The following is a 23,629-nucleotide window of genomic DNA, read 5'->3' as shown; positions in this document are numbered from 1 at the left end:
AACGCACAATGTATGGTCGATGCAGTCAAAAGCTTTTAGCTGCAAAACTTATGTACGAGCCTGATTAGGTTTGTACGAAGATGTGAGGAAGAACCAATATAAAGTGGAATAATCAAAAAATGCATGCTATAATATTTTAAAAGAGAGTGTTAATGATGGAAAGCGATGCAAGAAGATCGAATAAATTGGCAGAGATATTGTCCCAGTACAGCGAGAGGATGGATTTTAACAAAGAACCTTACCAAGATCTTGTACTACGAGCCTAATCGCCCAGAAAAGGACACGATGGCCGTATTCAACTATTTTTGCTACCAAAAAAATACTTTAAAGAAAAGAACGAGGAATAGTACACGAAAGTGTGCTCTTTTTTGTAACCTTTAAACAATACTGCAGACAAAGCCATGGCACATTGTCAGCACTGCAAAACTCACTTAGAGACCATATTATATGGGGTCCGAGTGGCAGACTTCGATGTAGACATAAAGGTCGTCTCATACCATAAATCGAATATCAAAATAAACAGAAAGGGATATTACGGAAGCGTAATAGTGTTTGATATATGATTGATAAAGCAGATATCAGAAAAGTTGCACCCTTTATCTGGCAGATTGATAAAAGCTACAGACCTGGCATGAATGTGCCGGCAATCATTTTCGCAACGGAACAGATCCTTGATGGCGTTTTGAAGGATCGGTCAATAGAACAACTGGTGAATGTCACCAGTTTGTCCGGCATACAGAAAGCCGCAATGGCTATGCCAGATATGCACGAAGGCTATGGATTTCCCATCGGTGGAGTTGCGGCTACATCATGGCCCAGTGGGGCCATATCGCCCGGCGGAATTGGATATGACATAAACTGCGGGGTAAGACTTCTGAAATCAGACTGCCGTTTTTCACAGATAGAACAATATATCGGGAAACTGGGGCATGAAATCTATAAGAGCATTCCTTCCGGAGTCGGGAAGGGTGGAGATATCCGGCTTTCGGTCAAAGAGCTCGATAATGTGCTTCAGCATGGCTCAAAGTGGGCGGTAAAGAACGGATACGGAAACGAAAGGGATTTGGAACGGACAGAATCTTCTGGATGCCTGGAGAACGCTTACCCAAATGCAGTTTCCGAGAAAGCAAAAAAACGTGGGATTGACCAGCTTGGAACGCTCGGTTCTGGAAACCACTTTCTAGAAATTGATGTTGTGGATGAAATTTACGACACGGAATGTGCGGATGCCTATGGCCTTTTCAAAGGACAGGCAGTAGTCCTGATCCATACCGGTTCAAGAGGGCTGGGACATCAGGTGGCAACCGACTACGTGAAAATTATGATGTCCAGCATGGAAAAATACGGGATAAGCGTCCCCGACAGAGAGCTCGCCTACGCTCCGTTTGATTCACCGGAAGGGCAGCGCTATTATGCCGCAATGGCTGCAGCTGCAAATTTTGCATGGGCAAACAGGCAAATCATAACCCATAAGATAAGGGAGGCCTGGGAAAGTGTCCTGGGCAGGGATGCCAGACTCACCCTTCTTTATGATGTAGCCCATAATATCGCCAAAATCGAAGATCATGAAATAGACGGAAAATCCAGGAAGGTGATTGTGCACAGAAAGGGCGCTACAAGGGCATTCGGACCGCATCATCCAGAAATCCCAGAAGCCTATAGGGTGGTCGGTCAGCCGGTTATAATACCCGGAAGCATGGGAACCGCTTCTTACGTGCTTGCCGGGACCGAAGCCGGCATGCTGATGTCCTTTGGTTCCACATGCCATGGTGCAGGAAGGCAACTGTCAAGAAGCGAGGCTACCAGAATGATTGACGGAAAGCAGCTAATGATGGAGCTCAGGGACAGAGGTATCTATCCATATATCGGTTCGATTAAGGAACTGGCAGAAGAGGCTCCGGAAGCTTATAAGGATGTTGATGATGTTGTGGATGTTATAGACAGGACAGGTATCGCAAAAAAAGTGGCAAAACTGAAGCCCGTTGTGGTTATAAAGGGCTAGTAATTCAAATATTGTTAATTAAGGGAACTCCTTACGAGTTCCCTTAATTAATGTCTCAGAAAAGTCATTTTTTGATATATATTGTCAAACCCTATTTTGTTTCTAAATTCCAACAACTACAATATGCCTTTTCATTCCGTTCTTTTCAATCCGCAAAAATACAAACTATAAACAAAATTCACTTAATTTAAAATGTAGTATTTTCCCATATGCTGTGTTTTGATCTGTCGTACTTTTGATTCCTATTTTAGCTCAATGTTCAAAACACTTTTTCAGTTTTTGCATTAGTAGCCCGTATATTATTCCATCCCTCTAGCATAAGCTTTAACACATTCGACAGACAACACTGTTACTGAATTACAGTACTTTTATACCCTTTATTATATTTTTCACTGTGTAATAATATTTATTAATTAGTTATTACAATTACACATATATTGATATAATCATATGTGTACGTCGGGCATCACCATGGCAGCCTTCTGTATGCCCGGCAGGCTGGTCACGTTCAAAAGCTGCTCGATGGACCTGTCCCGGAGCACATCTTCCATAATCTTTTCCGATGCAAAAATCATTGCCGGCACGTTCATTCCGTGCCTGAATTTTTTATCAATCTTCCAGACAAAAGGTGAAATTTTTTCCATATCATTTTTTGTAATCATATGTCGAACACTATTACTGTTTCGTAATATCCCTTTCTGTTTATTTTTACATCCGCTTCATGATAAGTGACGGCCTTGATATCGGTATCGAATCTATCCACGCTTTTTCCGTACAGCACTGCAGTCAGGTGGTTCTCCTTCAGCTCCTGCAGTTCCAGCTTGTCAAAGATCCGGTACTCAATATTCGACTCTGTAAGCACTTCTGAAAGGAAATCGATGAGCAGTGCCGTCGTGTCTGCCGAGTCTATATTCAGGTTTAATTTCTCTCTGTTTTCCGTGGGGAGGGTCTGGGCGCTTGCTCCGGGGAGGTTATGTACACTTGCTTCCGGAAGGATCTGGGCGTTTGCCCCAGGGCGGCTATGTATGCTTGCCTCGGGGAGGCTCCCGTTCTCTGCCGCCAGTACGCTGTTCATGCCTTCCAGGGCTGCGTAAAAAAGGCCCTCCAGGCTGTCGGCCTCTGCCTTCAATCTTATGTCGCACTTATGTTTCAGAAAATCGTATCTGTGCATATCCACCCCGTTCCTCTCCTGACTGGAGACATCCCTGCATTTACCGTTCCAAAACCAGTTGATTTTCTATCTATATTTTATCATAGATACGGGGCGCTTTAAACAGCGATTACAACGAGGCATGGGGCATGACAGCTATACTGGTTTAATCAGGATTTATTTTAGCTAGAATATTTTTAGCTTTATGCTTATCATTTTTTTAAAAGATTCTCTATCCGCTTCGCTGTGCAGTATGAATGTAAAAGTATTAAAAGTTAACGGTTAGCGATATTATGAAAAGACACAGACCAAAACGGTCTGTGTCTTTTTTGCTATCATCATATCAGGTACCTTATCCACCGCATTCCACTAACAGTTAACCAATAATTGCTTTGCCTCTTTCAGATCAATCTTTGCTTTGTGTCCATGCTTTTCAAGCAGATACAGGAGATTGGCACCATTCATGAGTGTAAGAGGCTTTCCATTTGCAAACTGATATGCATCATTTCCATAATTCGAAGTGGTTACAAGAATCCCTTTTGTCGCTCCCTCATTCATTACCGTTCCATACAAATCTCTTACCGCCGATACCCCCACTACATTCGTATATCTCTTTGCTTGAATCACAATCTTTCCACCTCTGATTGGATCTGGATCGAAAGCAATGGCATCCACTCCGCCGTCTCGGCTTGCTTGTGTTATCTTCACCTCTCCACCATTGGAACTAAACTCCTTGGCAAATATTTCCCTAATTAGATGTTCGAAATCCTGCCAGTTGATTGCAGCCAGATTAATTGACTCATCTAATCTTCCTGTGACGTCATAGCCTTCGACAAACCTATCATCATCTCGACTCATAACAACCACCGGTGCGACCGGTGTGATATCTGCCAGCGTCGATGCTGAAATTCCTTTTGCACTTTTAAACCATGCTTTCGGATCAATAGCACTTAAATTCAGTTCATTAAATTCTGATTTTGATACATTAATACTTAAAACATAAGGTTCGATGTTTTTTCCAGTCGTTTTGTCAATCGTACTGATTTTTCCATTCAGGACAATCACGTCTATAAAATCATATCCTCCATCTAATTTGAAAATATAGTTTAGCGTCTGAAGTACAATTTGATATATTATGCTGTCATACTTCTTTTTCATATATACATCTGTTTGAAAACTTTCCTTAAACTCACCTCTACTCTTGACATAGGTGACTTTTTTCAAATTAGGAATATCCTCTATGATTGGAAGTAAGATGTCTATAATCAGCATTTTGTTTTCTTGAGTATACTCTGCTTCAGCCTGTCTGTCATATTCAAGAAGCATAGGTATCTCATCTATGACAGAAGTATAATATCTAACGATTGCCTCACCATCTCCAGCCATATAGTCCTTCATAAATTTATCCACATCATTGTTCTTTGCTAACTGCTCTTCCTGAAAAGTATCCCTGTCATTCTTCCACTGTTCCAACTTACTGTTATACTCTTCTATTACCTTTTCATTCAGAAGGTCTTTTTCCTTCTTTTCCTGCCCCCATTTAACAATGTCTCTCTGGTAGGCATTTTCTAGCATAGCCTGAAACTCCTCATTTTTCTTCTTTGACAGCTTTACCAGAAGAGGTGTTTTAAGATTATATTTGCTATCCGTCCTCAATGGTTCTCTACCAACAATTGGCCTTTCAGGTTCGATCGGCGGGAAATCCGGGTAATCTGAATAATCTTTATATTTTTCAACATTCAGCGGAATCGGATATAGTGAATTCACTAAAATAGAATCTAGATTTTCCTGCAATTTTTCTGCTTCTCTTGTCCTGTTGTCTGCATAGCTCTGCGCTACTTCATGATTCCTTAATATTTGTTCCTTCTCTGTCTTCTTATTTTCCGTCTCACATTTCTTTCTCCATTGTTCATCCCATTGTGTCTGAATGGATGCTACTTTTTGAGCCAATTCATATCTTGATCCTGCTTTGACGACCCTGTATTTATTAAGCCCTGCATGCCTGACCTCTGCCTGATAAGTATATCTCCCTGACATTTATCTTACCCCCCTGATTAACCAAATATTGTATATTATATCACAATATTTGGTTTGGGGATATGTATGCATGTTATAAATTTCAAAGTCTACAATGTATTAACAACTATTCGCTTAGGAATTATCCTTCCTACTGACAGCTTCAATTGCCACATTCCCGCCGCGTACCACTTCGATGCGGTTCGGAAAACAGCTTTGCAGAAGGCGGATAATATCATTGTTTTTTCCTTCCGTCTGCGTGCACTCCAGCAGAACGGTATTTTTGTCGTAATCCGTTACTGTGCAGCCAAAAACATTTGCGATGCGGAAAATTTCCTCCTTATCTTCCCGGTTGCAGCTGCTGATTTTCACGAACAGGATCTCTTTCATATGGGTCGGGATTTCGGTATAATCCACGACCTTGATTACCTCAACACTGCGGTTCAGCTGCTTTTTCACCTGCTCGAAAGTCTGGTCGTCGCTGGTCAGCCCGATCGTCATCCTGGAGATTGTCTGGTCCTCAGTCTCCCCCACTGTAATGCTGTCAATATTGTAAGCCTTGCTGGAAAACAGTCCGGCGATTTTCGTCAGTACCCCGATCTGATTCTCAACAAATAAGCAAATCCATCTCTTTTTCATCCTATCTCTCCTCTCTATAAAAATCCATCAGCAATCCATGATCATGTCGCTTAATGCTTTTCCGCCCGGTACGATTGGCAGTACGTTTGCTTCCCGCTCGATTATAAATTCGATCAGGGTCGGTCCTGCCTGATTGCTTCTGGCTTCCTGAAAAGCCGCCTCGATTCCCTCCAGCTTCGTCACGCGGATTCCCTTCGCATCATAGCTCTCTGCCAGCTTCACGTAATCCGGCGTATAGGGCGGACAGCATTTGTCCGGATCCGCGCAGTCACGTCCGCATCTTCTGCGGTACTTCAGGCAGGTGCTTGAATATCTGCCGTCTAAAAACATTTCCTGCCACTGGCGGACGTTCCCCAGATAGCCGTTGTTCAGTACGCATATGATTACCGGAAGCTCCAGTGCGACTGCCGTGGCCATCTCCTGGATATTCATCTGCATCCCGCCATCTCCCGAAATGCAGATAACGTCCTTGTCCGGATTTCCCAGTTTCGCGCCGATTGCAGCGGGAAAACCGTATCCCATGGTGCCGAGGCCTCCGGAAGTCAGCAGCTGCCTGTTCTGGTCCAGTTCCAGATACTGCGTCGTCCACAGCTGGTTCTGGCCTACGTCGGTAACCACGATGGAGCTTGGAAACAGTTCATTGATCTTGCGGATGATTTTTTCCGGTGTCATTCCCTTATAGTTTTCCATCTGGATCGGATAGGCTGCCTTCCATTCCAGAATTTCCTTCACCCAATCCCCGATTTCCGGTTTTGTGATATTCTCCAGCATTGTCTGGATTGCGGTTTTTGCATCCGCCACGATTGGAATATCAACGACGATGTTCCTGGAAATGGATGCCGAATCGATATCCACATGGATGATCTTGGCCTTCTTTGCAAACTCGCTGATCTTGCCGGTGATTCTGTCGTTGAATCTTGTTCCGATGGAAAACAGCACGTCGCATTCGCTGATCGCCTTATTGGAGGCGTAATTGCCATGTATTCCGATATTTCCGATATACAGCGGATGGTTCGTTGCGATTGCCCCTTTTCCCATGATGGTGGTGATTACGGGAACCCCTGTCCGCTCTGCCAGTTCCTGCAGTTCCTTCTGGGCATGGGAAATGTTGACGCCGCCGCCGATCAGGAACACCGGATGTTTTGCCTTTCCAAGCATGGCCATGGCACGCCTGACCTGTCCCACATGGACGCCTTCACTTGGCTTGTAGCCTCTGATGCTTACTGTTGACGGATATTCGTCGCTGCCCATTTCCAGCTGGATGTCTTTTGGTATATCTACAAGGACCGGTCCCGGTTTTCCTGTTCTGGCTATGTAAAATGCTTCCTTGATGATCCGGCCCAGATCTTTTCTATCCCTGACAGTAACGGCATATTTGCAGATGCTTCTTACGATGCCAACGATATCTACCTCCTGGAAGGCGTCATTGCCGATCAGATAGGTCGGTACCTGGCCCGTGAAGCAGACCAGCGGCACGCTGTCATAATTGGCAGTGGCGATGCCCGTCACCAGGTTCGTAGCCCCAGGGCCGCTAGTAACCAGGCAGACGCCCACCTTTCCCGTTGACCTGGCATATCCGTCCGCCTCGTGGACCAGCGCCTGCTCATGACGAGGCAGGACCACATCAATCCCCTCGACCCCATACAGCGCATCAAACATGTCGATTGCCGTTCCGCCCGGATATGCAAACAGCGTATCCACGCCCTCTTCCTTCAGTGCCTTAACGAATAATTGTGCTCCATTCATTTTCATAGGTTTTTCCTCCATTCATATCTATCGATTTTTACCCAGCTGCATCCTAAAACAAAGTGGACTTTACATTTCGCATCCTTACGAAACTCTCGCGCTGATGAGCAGTCGCTTCTGCGACATATTCTTCTTGCGTGTCATTCGCCTCCTCGCGGAGCTTTTTAATTTATATAAAATTCGAAGAATTTCATATAAATTAAAAAAAGCCCCAAGCTAATATTAATTAGCTTAGGGCGAATGATCCATCCGTGTTACCACCTAAATTCAGAGACTTCTCTCTGCTCTCGTTCAGTACAGACACCATATCTTACTGATTCATGAAACTCAATCAGCACGGATATTGCTATCGATACCGCTTTCCCTGTAACGGTGGAAAATTCCGTTGAAGCCTACTTGGGACAATCCCGTTCGGTCCACTGCTCAAAGGCTACTTCCATACTTCGAAAATAAAGATTCGCACCAACCATCTTCTCTCTGAAATCCCGGTGAGTATGTACTCCTCCTCGTCACTGCATTTGCTTGTTAGATTTACATAACTTTATCATGATTTCTTTGCTGTGTCAATTGCTGAATTGTAATTATTTCGACATACACCCTCAATAGTTGCACGAGATTCACAAAAATTGCAAGCTCATCCATTCAAATCCTCTGTAGCCCTCATTTTCAGACATCTGCAAAACTTCTTCATACGGAATTCTCCTGAAGATATTGATCTGACGAAGCCGATCATCCGTTACATTCAGGAGATTTTCAAAGAAGAAGCTGTTCCTGATAATCTGTGTGGAGCATTTGAAGTGGGGGCGAAGACGTTTTATCTTTTTATGCAGAAGCATATCTGCATGTCTCCAAGTAACTGTTCAGAACCCTGTCTCGCCAAATTGTCGATTTTGCAATTTGTGTGCATCATCTGTGACTATGAAGGATGTAGTCCTGAATCGTTCCGTCTCCAAATCAAATGCACTTCTTGTGGTGAATCGCATTCATGTATCAAAATAAATGCTGCATCTTTCCGGCAATCGGAAAAGAAATAATAGCAGAATGTAGAATTTAAAGAAAAAAAAGGCATGACCGGTACCCTTTGACAAGATATCTGCCACGCCTTTTTATTCATTTTTTATTCATTATTTGTTCACCATTTGTTCACGGTACCTGGTACCAATTCAGGTACCAATTCATTTCATAGCAGTAAAATCCGGATGAACGTAAAATAGATAATCAGGGAGGTGATGTCATTGATTGTCGTTATAATCGGGTTCGCGCCTGCCGCACCGTCAAGCTTAAACTTATAAAGGATATATGGTACGAGGAATCCCAGCAGTGCGGCAAAAACCACCGAGCAGAATATGGATCCTCCGACTGCTGCCCCCAGCAGCGGGTTCCACTTCCAGATGCCCGCGACAAGGAAGGTTATGAATCCTATAATGCTGCCGATGGAAAGCCCGACCATGATTTCCTTTTTCAGATGCCTCGCGAATCTGCTGATATTAATATGGCCCAGGGCCAGGCCTCTTGCAAAGATTGTTGTTGACTGGGTTGCCACATTTCCACCCATTGCCATAATAATCGGGATGAAAACCGCTGCAGATGCCACTGTCTGAACCGCATTCTCAAAAGAGCCGATTACGCCCCCTGCCAGCATCCCTCCCAGCAGTGTAATCAGCAGAAATGGGATTCTCACTTTCATAATCGAAACGACTGAATTCCTGATCAGCCTTATGGATTTGTCATTTTCCATGGACCTGTCATCTACAATACCTGCTGCAAGGAAAACATCCTCCGTAATCTCCTCCTGCAGGACTGTATATGCGTCATCACGGGTAAGAATCCCTACCAGCCTTTTCTCGAAATCCACAACCGGCAGGGCTGAAAATCCTTTCTCATGGAGCAGCTTTGCCGCCTCTTCCTGGTCTGTCTGGGTATCCACATAGATCATCTCTCTATTCATGATTTTTGAAAGGACATCCTCAGGCCGGGCGATTACCAGCTCCTTCAGGGAAAGTACTCCCTTTAGTTTCCTCTGCCTGCTGATTATATAAATGGTATTGATTGTCTCATAATCATCCGAGTGAAGCTGAAGGGCGTCCAGTGTCCGTCCGGCAGTTTCATCCTGGTAAAAGGAAGCGAATTTTGTTGTCATAATCCTTCCTATGGTATGATCAGGGAAGCCCATAAGCAGATGGGTTTCCTGCTGTACATCAGAAGGAAGGTTCTCCAGCAGCCGTATGACGACAGAAGCCGGCAGCTCGTCAAACAGCCTTACCCTGTCGTCCGGCTCCATCTCGTTCAGCAGCTGCAGTGCCTCTTCATTCTGGCTTCCCAGCAGGCCGATCAGCTCCCTCTGTTCATAAGGCTCCAGGTTTTCAAATGTTTCGAGGGCATTTTCCTTCGACATAAGACGGAAGAGATAAATCCTGTTTTCATCTGACAGGCTTTTCACCAGCTGCAGCCTGCTTTCCTCAGTCTCGTTATTGATCATTTCCTTTACTTTTTCGAACTTATTTTCCGCAAGCAGCCGTTCATATTCCATCAAGTCCATAACCATGTTCGCCTCCTTATAGGGTTTCTGACATGCTCCGCGCATTGTCCTGTATGAAATCATACAAACGGCGCATCCGCTTCCTGTCTTATAGTGCAGGGGATTTGAAATTTCATAACCTATATTGTATGTACAATTATATGACTGGCAGGGAATTGTGTCAATTTTTCATTTATGCTGTTCACGGGGGCAGGTACCTTTTCCCCCACGGCGTCGGGTTTCTTTCCCGACTCATACCTTATAAAATTTAATCAACACCGCATCCGGCAGCCGGGTGGCGCTGCACACGAAAATACTGTCCATCATCCATTTATAGTTCTCATGATAAGTTTCAAATACCGGAACCGTCCTGAAATAATAGACATTCGGATCCACAAAACGTCCTTGTCTTACATCCTCCACAAACTCCTTTGGTACCGTGCGGATTCCATTATTTTCAATATAGATTGCAGCGCCGTCATCCAGCCTGATTGCATATCTTGCAGAAAGTTCACACTTCCCGTCAGGGCGGATAATCTGGCTGTCGATTCCTCCCGGCAAAACTGTTCCAGAAAGGTCTTTTCCGGTTACTTTCCCAGACAGAATCGGAATCAGCTGCCGCCTTCCGACAGCATCATCCTTTTGTAATTTTCATCAAAATACCTGCCGGATTTTATATCCTCGATGATTCCCGGATATGGTGCTTCACTTATAACATCGTCATTATTGATTCCCGCATTCCCAATATACGTGATTGTGGCAAATTCAGGCACCACATATTTCGGATAGGTCTCATATTTCTCCCTGGATTCAAGCATTAAATCGAGGTGTTCATTTTGATGGGTAACCGTTATTTCAGGATGCTCATGAACCCATTTCGGGAAAAAGATCGTACCATGAAGCTTCTTTTCATTCGGCATGAAATCCAAGGCAACATCAGTACCGGTTGGCTCTGTCCAGGTAATTTTAAATACACCGTCGGTCAGCTTCACCATGTCGGCCTCCTGGTCCGTAACCCATCTCCCAGCCACCATTCCCCCATGGATACGATAATCTACTGTATGGTCATTTTTTGCGTACCATTCATATTCCCAGCCATTATCATAAGTGTAGATAAAATGGGTTCCCAAAAAATCTTCCAAATCTTTAAATATTTTCTTCTTTTCCATAGTTCCTCCGCTTCCTGCCTGCTACTATAACAGACTGTGGTTTTTATTTTTTCATGTTTTTCGGAAATTCACCACGATAATAACATTGCAATACAAACATGTCATCATTTACATGATTGCCACGAAAAGGATTCGATGTTATATTGAAACAAAGAAGCAAACTGGAGATTCAGAAAAAAAAGAGAGGTAACATCATATGAATAAAACTGTGGATTATATTCTGGAAGTAGCCAAATACGGCGGAATTACAAAGGCGGCCAACAATCTGTATATAACCCCTTCCGCATTAAGCAAATTCGTACAGACAAAGGAAGCTGAATTAAATGTGAAGCTTTTTAACCGCATGGGCAAAAAGTTTGTTCTGACCTATGCCGGCGAAAGGTATGTGCAGATGCTGGAAGAAATGATGGAGCTGAAAATGCAGATGGATATCGAGATGAGCCGGATTTCCAGCATGTACATGGGAAGGATGCGGATCGGCTTCCAGATGTCGCTGGCTCATACCGTAATCACCCATGTTATCACAGAATTTCAGGAACAGTTCCCGAACGTACAGATCATGCTGGAAGAAGGCAGCTCGAATGATCTGCTTAAGATGCTCCAAAACAATGAACTGGATATTATAATTGCAACAATTGACCATCCAATTGAACAATTTCACTGCGACATTCTGTCGGAAGGGGAAATTGTCCTGGCAGTCCCCACTGACAGCCCCCTCACAGAGGGCGCAATCAGGAAGGACAAATTCAAATATCCATGGATCGATCTGAATGAATGGCATGAATTGAAATCCATCATGTTTTCAGAGGGTCAGATTTTCAGGAAATATTCTGACCTGATCTTTGAAAACTATGATATCAAGCCTGATGTAAGCGTTTTAGTGAAGACGACCAAAACAGCTCTTTTATGTGTGGCGAACCAGATGGGAGTGACGTTTACCTCGGATATATTGGTAAAGCAGAATAACCACGAACAGGATATCACCATGCTGTCCTTTGGAGAAACCAGATTCACCCACCAGCTGTCTCTCCTATCCTGTAAAAACAATATGTTTTCCCATGAAATCAATGTTCTGAATTCGATTTTTAAGAACCATCTGTAATATCAACCTGAATGTTGATAAATGATGAATTTATTGCGATTTACATTCATCTGTTCCGCATACTATAATCGGTACATAAAGAAGTGCGCACTTCATAAATAAACAGTCCATTTCACAAATGTGATTAACGTGCTTAAGGTAACTGTTTATATTAATTCCACATTTGGTAACAAAGTACTTGTTATTAAAATGAATAATTTAAAGAGGAGTTTGCGAGATGAATGTACTTGTAATTTGCCTGATTATTTGTCTTTTGACAGTAATCAGTTATGTATGGGGAAAAATCAGTATGGCAACAACTGCCATGATCAGTTTGGCAGCTTTTGTGCTTACTGGATGTTTAGACCCGAACGAAGCTTTATTAAACTTTGGTAACTCGAATGGTATTATGATTATGTCTATGTTTGTAGTTGCTGCCGGACTTCAGAGAACTCAGTTCATCAAAATGATTTCTCGCAGTGTAAATAAGATTGCAAACGGATCTATTACAAAGGTTATGTTTGGCTACGTGATTATTTCCATTATTTTAAGCCAGTTTATTCAAAGTCCGTTAATTGTTTTTGGTATTATGTCCCCTATGTTAATTGAGACTTGTAAAGATATGAATATCAGTCCTTCTAAAGTCATGTTTCCACTGGGTATTTCTGCAGTCGCTACCTGTTCTACACTTCCGCTCGGAAGCGGTGCTACGGTAGCTGCCGAATTGAACGGCTATCTGCAGGCAAATGACTATACGCAGTTTGTTGTATCTCTTACAGATCCTATGAAAGCCCGTTTACCGGTATTAATCGTTTGTGCAGTTTATTGTATTTTCTTTGCTGTAAAAGTAGCACCCGATCTTGTTGTGAATAATGCCGGAGCTGCTGCCGGCGGCAGAAAGCTTGAAGAAAGACCGGCGCTTAATCCTTTCAGTGAGAAAGCCGGATATATCATTTTCATTCTGACTACTTTGGGTTTAATCTTCCAGCAGAATATCCCAAGATCCATTATCGCGCCAACCTGGCTTATTTGTTTTATCGGCGCACTGTTAATGGTGCTGTGCGGAGTATTATCCGGACGTGAAGCATGCGGAGCAATGAACATTCCAATGTACCTGCTATTTGTCGGTTCCATGGCAATGGGCAGCGCACTGGCCGCATCAGGTGCAGGTGCCGTGGTCGGAGATTTTCTTGCAAATATGGCAACCAGTATCGGAAATCCCTATTTAATAGGAACTGTTTTCTTTATCGTGCCATTCCTATTGACACAGGTGATGCAGAACCGCGCAGTTATGCTGATTTTCATCCCTATTACAATCCAGGCCTGCAAGAGCTTAGGAGCCAATCCAATCGGACTTATCATATTGGTACAGGCTGCATGTTTGACTGCTTTCATGACACCGATGGGTACGCCTGCCGTTCCACTGATCATGGCAACTGGCGGATATGATATAAAATCCATACTAAAACAGTCCATGATACCGGCAATCCTGTTCAGTATCGTTTCAATTTTCTGGGTAATGACGGTGATGCCATTATTCTAACAGTCATTCAATCAAAAACCTAAGCAAACAAACAGATGCAGGGAGCCATTTTAGAACTTGTCAGTTTCTAAAATCAAGCTCCCTTCAAATATAATAAAGTCTTTTATAGGAACAGCAGCAGGAGGTTGTTTAAAAATGAAAAGAATCATAGAACCAGACAGAGCACGGAAAAGTGTCACCCTTCTGGATAACATTCCCTATTCCATCGTCAAGGACAAGAACGGCGCTGATAAAGAGCTTCACTTATCCCTCATGATGCAGCACGGCAATGTAGAATCCCGTCTTGCAAATGGTTTGAAGCCGGATGGATCGGAAGGCGGAGAAAAAAAGCCGGTCATTATCTGGGTGCCCGGCGGCGGCTACCGGGGCAGCGATAAGAATCTGATGGTCCCGGAAATGCTCTTTTTAGCTAATGCAGGCTTTGCAGTCGCCTCCATCTATTGCAGGGGCAGTCATGAAGCAGTGTTTCCGGCGCAGATAATCGATGTGAAGACGGCTGTCCGTTTTATCCGCGCAAATGCAAAAAAATATAACCTGGATGCAGAAAAAATCGGAGTCATGGGGCGCTCATCCGGAGGACATCTGGCAGCACTGGCAGGAATGAACTGTTCCAGCTATGATACAGCGGAATGGGGCGAATATTCCTCCCGGGTACAGGCGGTCTGCGATTGGTTCGGACCGGTCGATGTGCCTAAATTACTTGAAGCGGAAAAGATCCGGGTCGCGACAATACCCGATTACAGATGGAAATCAGTGGAAGACACGCATCCGGGAGCCTTTATCGGAGGCGATGTTTCAACAATGACAGAGCGTTCGAAAGAGGCAAGCCCGCCATACCTGATCAATGACCAGGTCTGCCCAATGCTGATCATGCACGGAGATAAAGACCGCCATGTTCCCATGGCGGTCAGCGGGGAGTTTTATGAAAAGCTTGTAGATGCAGGCTTTGAACATCAGACAGAGTATTATATCGTAAAGAATGGAAACCACGGAAGTGATGAATTTTTCCAGCCTGTGGTACAGGACATTGTAACGGATTTCTTTTTCCGATATCTGAAATAACATAGTTTGAGAATATAGAATCAGGAGAGCATAAACAGCATGAAAATAACGAAATTAGAATTAGTCCCAGCCAGCAAATATTTATTTATTAAAATCATGACAGACGAAGGTATTGTCGGAATTGGTGAGGTCGGAGCATGGGGATTTATCGACGCAACAATAGGAGCTCTGAAGAAACTGGAAGATTATCTCATCGGGAAGAATCCCTTTCAGATCGAGCATCATTGGAATTATATGTACAGAAGCATGTATTTCAGAGGCTCCGTTATTATGAGTGCCATTGCAGCCATTGACATCGCGCTGTGGGATATCAAAGGCAAGGCACTGAATGTTCCGGTCTATGAGCTTTTAGGCGGCAAGTGCCGTGATAAAGTCCGAAGCTATGAAGCGGTATTTGAATTTACGCCGGAAAAAATGGCCAGGCGATGCGTGGAATTAAAGGAAAGCGGATTTAGCGCAGCCAGACTTATGATAACTGGGGATATTTCAAAGCCTTCGATTGACAAGGCAATGGATATCTTTAACCACAAAATAGAATCCTATGTGCAGAAGGTCAGGGCCTGCCGTGAGGCTGTCGGAAATGATTTTGATCTGATTTTAGAATGTCACAGAAGCATGAATCCATGCGAGGCAATTGCCTTTGCAAAAGGGGTAGAGGCATACCGGCCGCTGTTTTTAGAGGATCCGATTCCCCCTGACAATATGGAGGCGATGGCGGAGGTTGCCAGCAAAACAACCATTCCCATAGCTACCGGCGAACGTTTTATCAACATCCAGGAATTCGAGCTTCTGCTTCAGCGAAAGGCTGCACGCTATGTGAGACCGGATGTCTGTGCATTAGGCGGACTTACGCCGAGCAAAAAGGTGGCGGCAATCGCAGAGGCAAATTACGTAACGATCATACCCCACAACCCGCTAGGTCCGGTATCTACAGCAGCCTGTCTGCAGCTTGATGCAGCAATTCCCAATTTTACGATTCAGGAATTCCCGTCCTTCTACCATCAGGGCAACGAAGCAAATATGACGAAAACTCCGCTTGTAGAGAAAGACGGCTATATCATCATTCCGGATGCACCCGGTATCGGAATCGAGCTTGTAGATGACATTTGTGAGAAGTTTCCTGCGAAACAGAGAAGCATTTCTGCACAAATTGCATATGATGGTTCGGTCTATGATGTGTAGGGTGGATTGATGGGTTTTGGAATATAAAATCATGAGCAAATAGAGTAAGCGAATTGCGAATATCCGCTTTGACTCGATGACAGAAAAGACACAGGCCAATGCGGCCTGTGTCTTTTCTTGGGGGCAGGTACCTGAACAGATTGTATGACCCCATAGATTGATGTAAAATTAAATGAAACCAATTGGCAAGTCATACAGAAAGGGGGATTTATTTTGAAAAGGAATAAAATCTTTTTGATGGCACTGGCAATCATACTGGCCGCTGCCCTGGTAAATTGCGGCAAGGCTGAGGACAATGGCGGGTCGAACCCGGATGCGACGGTCAACCTTGGTGCAGCAGCCGTCCAGGGGGAATGGGTATACCATTTCAAAATGGACAGGAGCAGCGCGGAAGCGGTTTCCGGCCTTTACAAGACTCGGCTGGACAACAGCGAAAGCATACTGGTTTCAAAGGATCTCGGGCTGTTTTTGACAGTAGAAGGCGACTGGATCTATTACAGCACGGTCACGCCTGACGATACGGATTCCATATACAAGGTAAAAACAGACGGCTCCGGGAGAACACAGCTGACCGATGACGCTGTCCTGTACTCCATGTCCGGAAAGGGATTCCAGCTGAATGGGGACTGGTTCTATTATCTGAGTGCGGATGACGAGCGGGCCCTGCACAGGGTAAAGACAGATGGCAGCGCTGAGGAGAGCCTGGCTGAATCGGTCATGGCCTTTTATGTTCAGGACGGCTGGATCTACTACACCGGCGGACTTGAGGCCCCGAAACTGTATAAGATGAAAACGGACGGAAGCGAAAATGGCCAGCTCCTCGATGAAAACGGAATCCTGCTGGATGTTTCGGAAGAAGCCATCTGTTTCTGGGATGAATATGAATCCGGGAACTGGATCAAAAGAGCGGATTTAGACGGATCAGATGTAGAAAAACTGGAGCTGGACAGCATTTACCTGCTGAAGGAAAAAGACGGCTGGATCTACTATATCACCGAGCCGGACCCTGACGCCGACAACCAGATCTACAGGGTAAAGACCGACGGAAGCGGGAAAGAAAAGCTGACCGACGATGACAGCTTCTTTCTGACAGCCGGGGAGGACTGGATCTACTATATATCCATGGATAGGGATACAGGGGCCTTTTGGCTGAACAGAATGAAACAGGATGGATCGGGAACGGAGAATTTTAAGGCGGAGGGGATTCTGGTATTTCTGAACTGGTGATGGTACCTGGTACCATTAAATTGGTACCAGGTACCATTAAATTTCTATAAATCCCCTCACACCAATTAATAAGCAAGGCTAATAACAAATGCCCCTCTAAAGCACTTACAAGAAGGCAAAGGAATTTGTCTATAATATTTTAAATCAAGTGATTGTACCGAAAACGCATCTATGGTATCATCATATATAGAGATGGCTTTTATGCCATTCTTATATTTATTTATTAATCACACTTATAACTGGAGGTAATAGAATGGGCGGTTTTTTTGCTGTAGCATCCAAGACGGACTGTATGTTCGATCTTTTTTTTGGAACAGACTATCATTCACATTTAGGAACAAGACGCGGCGGTATGGCCGTTTATGGCCCCAAGGGTTTCGACAGGGCAATTCATAATATCGAGAATTCTCCTTTCCGTACGAAATTTGAAAAAGAAGTAAATGAGATGGAAGGCAATTTCGGTATCGGATGTATTTCCGATTATGAACCACAGCCTCTGATTGTTCGTTCCCATCACGGAACCTATTCTATCACCACTGTTGGCAAGATAAACAATATCGAGACTCTGGTAAAAACCATTTTCAGCGAAGGAAACACCCATTTCCTGGAAATGAGCGGCGGTGAAATCAATGCGACGGAACTTGTGGCGGCAATCATCAACCGCAAGGACAATATCGTTGAAGGCATACAGTATGCCCAGGAAGTAATTGACGGATCCATCTCCATACTTCTGATGACCCCGAAAGGCATTTTTGCTGCAAGGGACAAGATGGGAAGGACGCCCATCGCGATCGGAAAAAAAGAGGATGCGCACTGTGCCGCATTCGAAAGCTTTGCGTACCTGAACCTGGGATATACGGACTACAAAGAACTTGGACCTGGAGAAATCGTGGTTATGACCCCTGAAGCTGTCACTACATTGAAAAGCCCGGGCACCGAAATGAAGATCTGCACCTTCCTCTGGGTATACTATGGCTATCCGTCCTCATCCTACGAAGGCATCAGCGTCGAGAAAATGAGATATAACTGTGGAGCCATGATGGCAAAACGCGACAATGTAAAGCCGGATATCGTAGCCGGCGTCCCTGATTCAGGAACTGCCCACGCAATCGGATATTCCAATGCATCCTGCATTCCGTTTTCCAGGCCATTTATCAAATACACACCTACCTGGCCGCGTTCCTTTATGCCGACCATCCAGAGCAAGAGAAACCTCATCGCCAAGATGAAGCTAATCCCTGTGCATGATCTGATCCAGGACAAAAGCCTCCTTTTAATCGACGACTCCATCGTGCGTGGAACACAGCTTCGCGAAACCACGGAATTCCTGTACCAGAGCGGTGCAAAGGAAGTCCACATCCGCCCAGCCTGCCCTCCGCTCCTTTTCGGCTGCAAGTATCTGAACTTTTCCCGTTCCACTTCCGAGATGGATCTCATCACCAGAAGAGTGATCCAGAAGCTCGAAGGGGACGATGCAGAAAAGCATCTGATGGAATATGCGGATCCTGATTCCGAAAGATATAACAACATGATCGAAGAAATCAAAAAAGAACTTAATTTCACCTCCTTACGATACAACAGGCTTGACGACATGATCAAGGCTGTGGGAATCAGCCCGTGCAAGCTCTGTACCTACTGCTGGAGTGGGAAGGAATAAGGGGGTTTTATAATCGAGTAGCAGGGAGTGACTAACTCCCGTCATCTCACAGCACCGTGCATACCGTTCGGTACATGGCGCTTTCAATAGTTGACGTGCACAGACTGATATGCATTGGCTAAATCATAAAAGCCACTGTGTATCAGTCTTTCTTTCGTTAAAGCTATGTTGACCGCCATTGTATGTGTAACAAACTAATAACCTTTTCGACTGTTAACAGTCATGAATGCCGATTTTTGGTACCTGATTTTTGGTACCTGACACCATTAAATTTTGTTTATGGTGTCAGGTACCAATTTTCGTGGCAGGTACCAAATTTCAGGCATGCGAAAATTTTACATCCATTTTTTTCTCCATTAATCTGTTTTTAACTTAACGATGATAAGCTCATAGATGTCACAGGGAGTATGATATCAGAGGCAAAGAAGAAATTTTGCCCGAGAGCTAAGAGGAGGAAGAATTGATGCAATTGAAGAAAATCGGCAAAATGATGACATCGGTGATGCTTTGTGCTGCAGTAGTTCTAACATCGGGGATTCCAGGGGTTCCAGCTGTCGCTGCGAAGGATGCAGATTCACTTACCGGAAATGGAAAGACAGCAAAAAATGTGATTGTTATGATTTCAGATGGGATGGGATATAACCAGGTAGCGGCAGCGGATTACTATACCTACGGCAGAAGCGGCAGCCAGATCTACGAAAAATTTCCGACCATTTTAGGAATGAGTACCTATTCGCTGGAAAATCAGGGCACTGCGGCAGATGATGGAGCTTATGATCCGCTTAAGGCATGGAGCGATTTCTATTATCCGATGCAGAAGTCGACCGACTCCGCTGCAGCCGGAACAGCCATGTCTACGGGTACCAAGACTTATGACGCTGCTATCGGAGTGGATGACGAAGAGCTTGATCTGTCACATATGACGGAAGAATTCGAGGCACAGGGCAAGTCAACCGGCGTCATCTCCTCCGTTGAATTCAGCCATGCTACGCCGGCAAGCTTTGTTGCGCATAATGCCAGCAGAAACAACTACAGCGACATTGCAAACGAGATGATCCGGGACAGTGCGACCGACGTTATCATGGGTGCAGGAAATCCTCTTTTTGATGACAATGGAAATGTGAAAACGACTGGAAGCTATAAGTATGTGGGGGGCGCAGATACCTGGAATCAGCTGGTGAACGGCACATTAGAAGCGGCTGATGCTGACGGGGACGGAGAATCGGATCCATGGACCCTTATTCAGACAAAAGCTGAGTTCGAAGCACTCCAGACCGGAGAAACGCCTGACAGGCTGATTGGAGTTCCACAGGTATATACAACGCTTCAGCAGGCAAGGGGCGGCGATCAGAAGGCTGATGCTTATGAAGTGGCTTTCAACGATAACGTTCCTTCTTTAGATATTATGGCAAAAGGGGCGCTGAATGTTCTTGATCATAACGAAGAAGGATTTTTCCTGATGATCGAAGGGGGAGCCGTCGACTGGGCCAGTCATGCAAACCAGAGCGGAAGGCTGATTGAAGAGCAGGCAGATTTCAATCAGGCTGTGGAAGCGGTATGTGACTGGGTAGAAGAAAACAGCAGCTGGAGCGAGACCCTGCTTATCGTTACAGGCGACCATGAAACCGGTTATCTAACCGGAACCGCAGGCGTGAATGATTCAGTGGTAAACCTTGGAACCGGCACGATGCCGCAGATGGCATGGAACAGCGGCGACCACACGAACGCCCTTATTCCATTTTATGCAAAGGGAAAAGGCGCTGAACTTTTCAAGAAATTGGCAGATGAAGTGGATCCTGTAAGGGGAGCTTACCTTGATAATACGGAACTCTCCGCTGCAATCAGGCAGCTGACGGATTAGAAATACAGACAGAAAAGGGCACCCTCAGAGGCAGGGTGCCCTTTTCTGTCTGTTATGATATTATTTTGTATTTTGGTACCTGACACCATTAAATTTTGTTTATGGTGTCAGGTACCAAAGTGAAGCCTCATGGTGTCAGGTACCCAAGCATCTGGTACAGAATGGAATAGAGCTGCCTGGCCTGCTCCTGATCAAGCGGAACACAGCCAGCGATTTTTGCCGGAATCTCTACAGCCTTCTCCTTCAGCTCCTCACCTGCATCCGTCAGGGTAATCACCAGAGAGCGTTCATCTTCTTTGGAACGCTCTCTCGTGATATAGCCTTTTGACTCTAATTTCTTTAACACTGGCGTCAAGGTTCCTGAATCAAGGAATAGTTTTTCGCCTAATTCCTTCACCGTCATCTGGCGGTATTCCCACAGGGCAAGCATGGCTATGTATTGTGTATAGGTCAGGTCTATCTCATCAAGAAATGGCTTGTACTTCTTGACGATTTCCTTCGAACAGGCATAGAGCGGAAAGCACAACTGGCTTTCTAATTTCAGCATATCATATTTATCAGTCATGGTCGGTTCCCTCAGTTCTTCATCCATATAATTCAGTTTGTCATTAATCAGAGTGGAAAAAGTGTCCGCTTACAGCAGCTCCTTGATCTTTTCCTCAACTAATTCCATATCATCTGTCGGTTCAAATCTGCTCACGACATTCCCCTGGCGATCGACCAGGAATTTTGTGAAATTCCATTTTATATCATCTTCATTGGCCTTGTTTATTTTCCCCAACATCCCGATCAAAACAGATGAAAGCGGATGCTTTTTGTCAAAACCTTTGAATTTCTGCTGACTCTTCAGGTATGTGAACAGCGGTTCCGCATTCTCGCCATTTACATCTATCTTTGAGAATATCGGAAATCTGATTCCAAACTGCACGTTACAGAAACTTGCAATCTCTTCATTGCTTTCAGGCGCCTGGTTTGCAAATTGATTGCATGGAAAATCCAGTATCTCCAGGCCCTGGTCCGCATATTTCTCATAGATCTTCTCCAGCTCTGCATATTGAGGCGTAAAACCGCATCTTGTAGCCGAATTGATGATCAGTACGACTTTTCCTGCATAGCTGCTTAAACTGACCTCTTCACCACTCACATTTTTTACTTTGTAATCATAAATTCCCATATACATTCTCCTTTATTGGTTTTATAAAATTTAATTGTGCTCAATCTTTATACGGAAATCTTATCACTTCTGTTCTGGCTTGTCAACAGTTTATGGTATTTTTATGGTACCTGACACCATTAAATTTTGTTTATGGTGTCAGGTACCAACGCGAGGTACCAATGCGGTACCAACACACAGCTCCCGGCTTATCTTTTCATAAAACGGCCAAAACCGCTCCTGTATCGGAAGTGCAACTTCACCGTTTTTCATCATCCTTATAAGCTCGTCCAGCTCCACCCATCTGGCATCCATAACTTCCTCTTCCTGCAGTCTGAGTTCTGATATTTCGATATCTTTTTTCAGGAGATATTCATCCACAAAATTGTGGCTTCCCCTTATTGTTCCCAGAAGGCTCAGCTCTGATTCAGCGGCGGCAATCCCGACTTCTTCACTCAGCTCTCTGATAATTCCCTGAATACTGCTCTCGCCGGCAAGCACGGATCCTCCTGTATTTTCCCACAGGTTCGGATAATTTTGTTTGCTGTGGTGTCTGAGCGTCAGGAGGATCTGTCCTTTACTGTTTATGATCCATGCGCCGACTACGATGTGATACTGCTGTTCTTCTATCGCATTTCCCCTGACATGGACCTTGTTCAGCTGGCATCTGTCCGCATCATATAAATCCCAATATTCCATATGCTATAACCTCCATTTCCGGGCTCATGGTACCTGACACCATTAAATAATGTTTATGGTGTCAGGTACCACTAAAAGGTACCACTAAAAGCTACCAACAAACTCCCCCTGCCTCATGGCAGGGGGAGTCAGGCTAATCCGCTTCTGTAATTAAAATACACTCATTCAGTTCAAAAACTTTTGCAAACGCATGCTTGTTCTTTTTAGATGTATCCATCATGACATATGCCGTCCTGGAATATTCTTTGACGATTTCTTTTTTTCTCGCTTCCCGGGGATCGTATGTATAGATTGCGCCATCTTCGATGTATCCATTCGCGCCGATAAACGCCTTATCGAAATACAGATTTGATATCATCTTCTCTGTCAGGGAACCAAAAACAGATTCCAGGTCATCCCTTACTTCCCCGCCTAACAATATGCACTTTGCGCCTTTTATAGGCATGTATTCCATCAATTGTGTGCTGCTGCTTACAATTGTTATCTGCTTCCCTGCTAAATATTTCAGCATCGCTACCGTCGTTGTTCCGGAATCCACATAAATGCAGTCTCCGTCTTCCACCAGGGCAGCTGCCTTTTTGGCAATGATCTCTTTTGCCTCGCTGTTGATCAGTTTTTTTCTGACAACAGGTTCGTCAAAATCTCTCTGCATGATCCTTGCCGCGCCGCCGCGCATCAGGACCACTTCGCCTTCCTCTTGAAGAGCCTGAAGATCTCTCCTTATAGTTGACAGCGAAATGTCCAGCTCATCAGCCAGATCCTGCATGTAGACCACGTCTTTTCCGGTCATATATTTAAGTATTTCCTGCTTTCGCAAATCAGGAACCATTTTTTTCACCTCTATTCCTTTTTGTATACCCCATTGCTTAACCGTTCAGTATAATGCACTTTTCAGCACCGGATAACTGAACAACCATCCTATTT

The 23,629-nt window shown here is 44.5% G+C and carries 21 protein-coding genes, 1 pseudogene and 1 other annotated feature; of the genes and pseudogenes, 8 read left to right on the top strand and 14 right to left on the bottom strand.

Annotated features, from left to right (window positions below; all coding sequences use genetic code 11):
- Window positions 1-559: 559 nt before the first annotated feature.
- Complete coding sequence (locus tag BJR36_RS10895; protein ID WP_091234023.1) at window positions 560-2,002, top strand: RtcB family protein; 1,443 nt, start codon at window positions 560-562, stop codon at window positions 2,000-2,002.
- Window positions 2,003-2,448: 446 nt separating this feature from the next.
- On the opposite strand, the gene BJR36_RS10890 is transcribed toward BJR36_RS10895, so the two are convergent.
- The 9 genes from BJR36_RS10890 to BJR36_RS10850 form a co-directional block, all read right to left on the bottom strand.
- The gene (locus tag BJR36_RS10890; RefSeq protein ID WP_169823666.1) at window positions 2,449-2,646 is read right to left on the bottom strand and encodes a hypothetical protein; all 198 of its coding nucleotides are present in this window, start codon (window positions 2,644-2,646) and stop codon (window positions 2,449-2,451) included.
- A 14-nt stretch (window positions 2,647-2,660) separates the two neighbouring features.
- Window positions 2,661-3,173: an archease gene (locus BJR36_RS10885; protein WP_242875533.1), complete on the bottom strand. Its 513-nt coding sequence runs from the start codon at window positions 3,171-3,173 to the stop codon at window positions 2,661-2,663.
- A gap of 348 nt (window positions 3,174-3,521) precedes the next feature.
- Window positions 3,522-5,189: a restriction endonuclease gene (locus BJR36_RS10880; protein ID WP_091234016.1), complete on the bottom strand. Its 1,668-nt coding sequence runs from the start codon at window positions 5,187-5,189 to the stop codon at window positions 3,522-3,524.
- A 114-nt stretch (window positions 5,190-5,303) separates the two neighbouring features.
- Window positions 5,304-5,807 (bottom strand): acetolactate synthase small subunit, encoded by a 504-nt coding sequence (ilvN, locus tag BJR36_RS10875; RefSeq protein ID WP_091234012.1) that lies wholly within the window; start codon window positions 5,805-5,807, stop codon window positions 5,304-5,306.
- 27 nt (window positions 5,808-5,834) lie between these two features.
- The gene (gene ilvB / locus BJR36_RS10870) at window positions 5,835-7,559 is read right to left on the bottom strand and encodes a biosynthetic-type acetolactate synthase large subunit (RefSeq protein ID WP_091234009.1); all 1,725 of its coding nucleotides are present in this window, start codon (window positions 7,557-7,559) and stop codon (window positions 5,835-5,837) included.
- Between the two features lie 223 nt (window positions 7,560-7,782).
- Window positions 7,783-8,075 (bottom strand) — a binding site (T-box leader).
- Between the two features lie 95 nt (window positions 8,076-8,170).
- Entirely contained in the window at window positions 8,171-8,389 is a 219-nt protein-coding gene (locus BJR36_RS10865) for a hypothetical protein (RefSeq protein WP_091234007.1), read from the bottom strand.
- A gap of 344 nt (window positions 8,390-8,733) precedes the next feature.
- Window positions 8,734-10,092: a magnesium transporter gene (gene mgtE, locus BJR36_RS10860; protein ID WP_169823665.1), complete on the bottom strand. Its 1,359-nt coding sequence runs from the start codon at window positions 10,090-10,092 to the stop codon at window positions 8,734-8,736.
- A gap of 231 nt (window positions 10,093-10,323) precedes the next feature.
- Window positions 10,324-10,674, bottom strand: coding sequence for a DUF3237 domain-containing protein (locus BJR36_RS10855; RefSeq protein ID WP_330387897.1), 351 nt, complete (start codon window positions 10,672-10,674; stop codon window positions 10,324-10,326).
- An 8-nt stretch (window positions 10,675-10,682) separates the two neighbouring features.
- On the bottom strand, window positions 10,683-11,240 hold the full coding sequence (locus tag BJR36_RS10850) for a phenolic acid decarboxylase (protein WP_091234002.1): 558 nt from the start codon (window positions 11,238-11,240) through the stop codon (window positions 10,683-10,685).
- Between the two features lie 196 nt (window positions 11,241-11,436).
- On the opposite strand from BJR36_RS10850, the gene BJR36_RS10845 reads away from it, so the two are divergent.
- The 6 genes from BJR36_RS10845 to BJR36_RS10820 all read left to right on the top strand — a co-directional run bounded on the left by BJR36_RS10845 (window position 11,437) and on the right by BJR36_RS10820 (window position 18,992).
- A complete protein-coding gene (locus tag BJR36_RS10845; RefSeq protein WP_091233999.1) occupies window positions 11,437-12,342 on the top strand; it encodes a LysR family transcriptional regulator in 906 nt (301 codons plus the stop codon).
- 217 nt (window positions 12,343-12,559) lie between these two features.
- The gene (locus BJR36_RS10840; protein WP_091233997.1) at window positions 12,560-13,864 is read left to right on the top strand and encodes an SLC13 family permease; all 1,305 of its coding nucleotides are present in this window, start codon (window positions 12,560-12,562) and stop codon (window positions 13,862-13,864) included.
- 135 nt (window positions 13,865-13,999) lie between these two features.
- Window positions 14,000-14,926 carry an alpha/beta hydrolase gene (locus BJR36_RS10835; protein WP_091233995.1) on the top strand — a complete coding sequence of 309 codons (927 nt, stop codon included), beginning with the start codon at window positions 14,000-14,002 and terminating at the stop codon, window positions 14,924-14,926.
- 39 nt (window positions 14,927-14,965) lie between these two features.
- Window positions 14,966-16,108 (top strand): galactonate dehydratase, encoded by a 1,143-nt coding sequence (gene dgoD / locus BJR36_RS10830; RefSeq protein ID WP_091233992.1) that lies wholly within the window; start codon window positions 14,966-14,968, stop codon window positions 16,106-16,108.
- Between the two features lie 213 nt (window positions 16,109-16,321).
- Window positions 16,322-17,335, top strand: a complete 1,014-nt coding sequence (locus BJR36_RS10825) for a DUF5050 domain-containing protein (RefSeq protein WP_091233991.1) — start codon at window positions 16,322-16,324, stop codon at window positions 17,333-17,335.
- A gap of 253 nt (window positions 17,336-17,588) precedes the next feature.
- The gene (locus BJR36_RS10820; RefSeq protein WP_091233988.1) at window positions 17,589-18,992 is read left to right on the top strand and encodes an amidophosphoribosyltransferase; all 1,404 of its coding nucleotides are present in this window, start codon (window positions 17,589-17,591) and stop codon (window positions 18,990-18,992) included.
- Between the two features lie 83 nt (window positions 18,993-19,075).
- Here BJR36_RS10820 and BJR36_RS21145 read toward each other — a convergent pair.
- Window positions 19,076-19,222, bottom strand: a pseudogene (locus BJR36_RS21145) (group II intron reverse transcriptase/maturase); the annotation flags it as partial.
- A gap of 233 nt (window positions 19,223-19,455) precedes the next feature.
- Here BJR36_RS21145 and BJR36_RS10810 point away from each other — a divergent pair.
- Window positions 19,456-20,853 (top strand): alkaline phosphatase, encoded by a 1,398-nt coding sequence (locus BJR36_RS10810; RefSeq protein WP_091233985.1) that lies wholly within the window; start codon window positions 19,456-19,458, stop codon window positions 20,851-20,853.
- A 127-nt stretch (window positions 20,854-20,980) separates the two neighbouring features.
- Here BJR36_RS10810 and BJR36_RS10805 read toward each other — a convergent pair whose 3' ends face one another.
- The 4 genes from BJR36_RS10805 to BJR36_RS10790 form a co-directional block, all read right to left on the bottom strand.
- The gene (locus BJR36_RS10805; protein ID WP_091234030.1) at window positions 20,981-21,418 is read right to left on the bottom strand and encodes a MarR family winged helix-turn-helix transcriptional regulator; all 438 of its coding nucleotides are present in this window, start codon (window positions 21,416-21,418) and stop codon (window positions 20,981-20,983) included.
- 69 nt (window positions 21,419-21,487) lie between these two features.
- Window positions 21,488-22,027 carry a glutathione peroxidase gene (locus BJR36_RS10800; protein ID WP_091233983.1) on the bottom strand — a complete coding sequence of 180 codons (540 nt, stop codon included), beginning with the start codon at window positions 22,025-22,027 and terminating at the stop codon, window positions 21,488-21,490.
- Window positions 22,028-22,165: 138 nt separating this feature from the next.
- A complete protein-coding gene (locus tag BJR36_RS10795; RefSeq protein WP_091233980.1) occupies window positions 22,166-22,705 on the bottom strand; it encodes an NUDIX hydrolase in 540 nt (179 codons plus the stop codon).
- A gap of 133 nt (window positions 22,706-22,838) precedes the next feature.
- Window positions 22,839-23,534, bottom strand: coding sequence for a DeoR/GlpR family DNA-binding transcription regulator (locus tag BJR36_RS10790; RefSeq protein WP_091233977.1), 696 nt, complete (start codon window positions 23,532-23,534; stop codon window positions 22,839-22,841).
- Between the last annotated feature and the right edge of the window lie 95 nt (window positions 23,535-23,629).

The sequence above is a fragment of the Anaerobium acetethylicum genome (genome assembly GCF_900096945.1).
In the GTDB taxonomy this organism is placed as follows: Bacteria; Bacillota; Clostridia; order Lachnospirales; family Lachnospiraceae; genus Anaerobium; species Anaerobium acetethylicum.
Note: the sequence above shows the minus strand (reverse complement) of the source record. Positions and strands in the feature narration are given on the sequence as shown.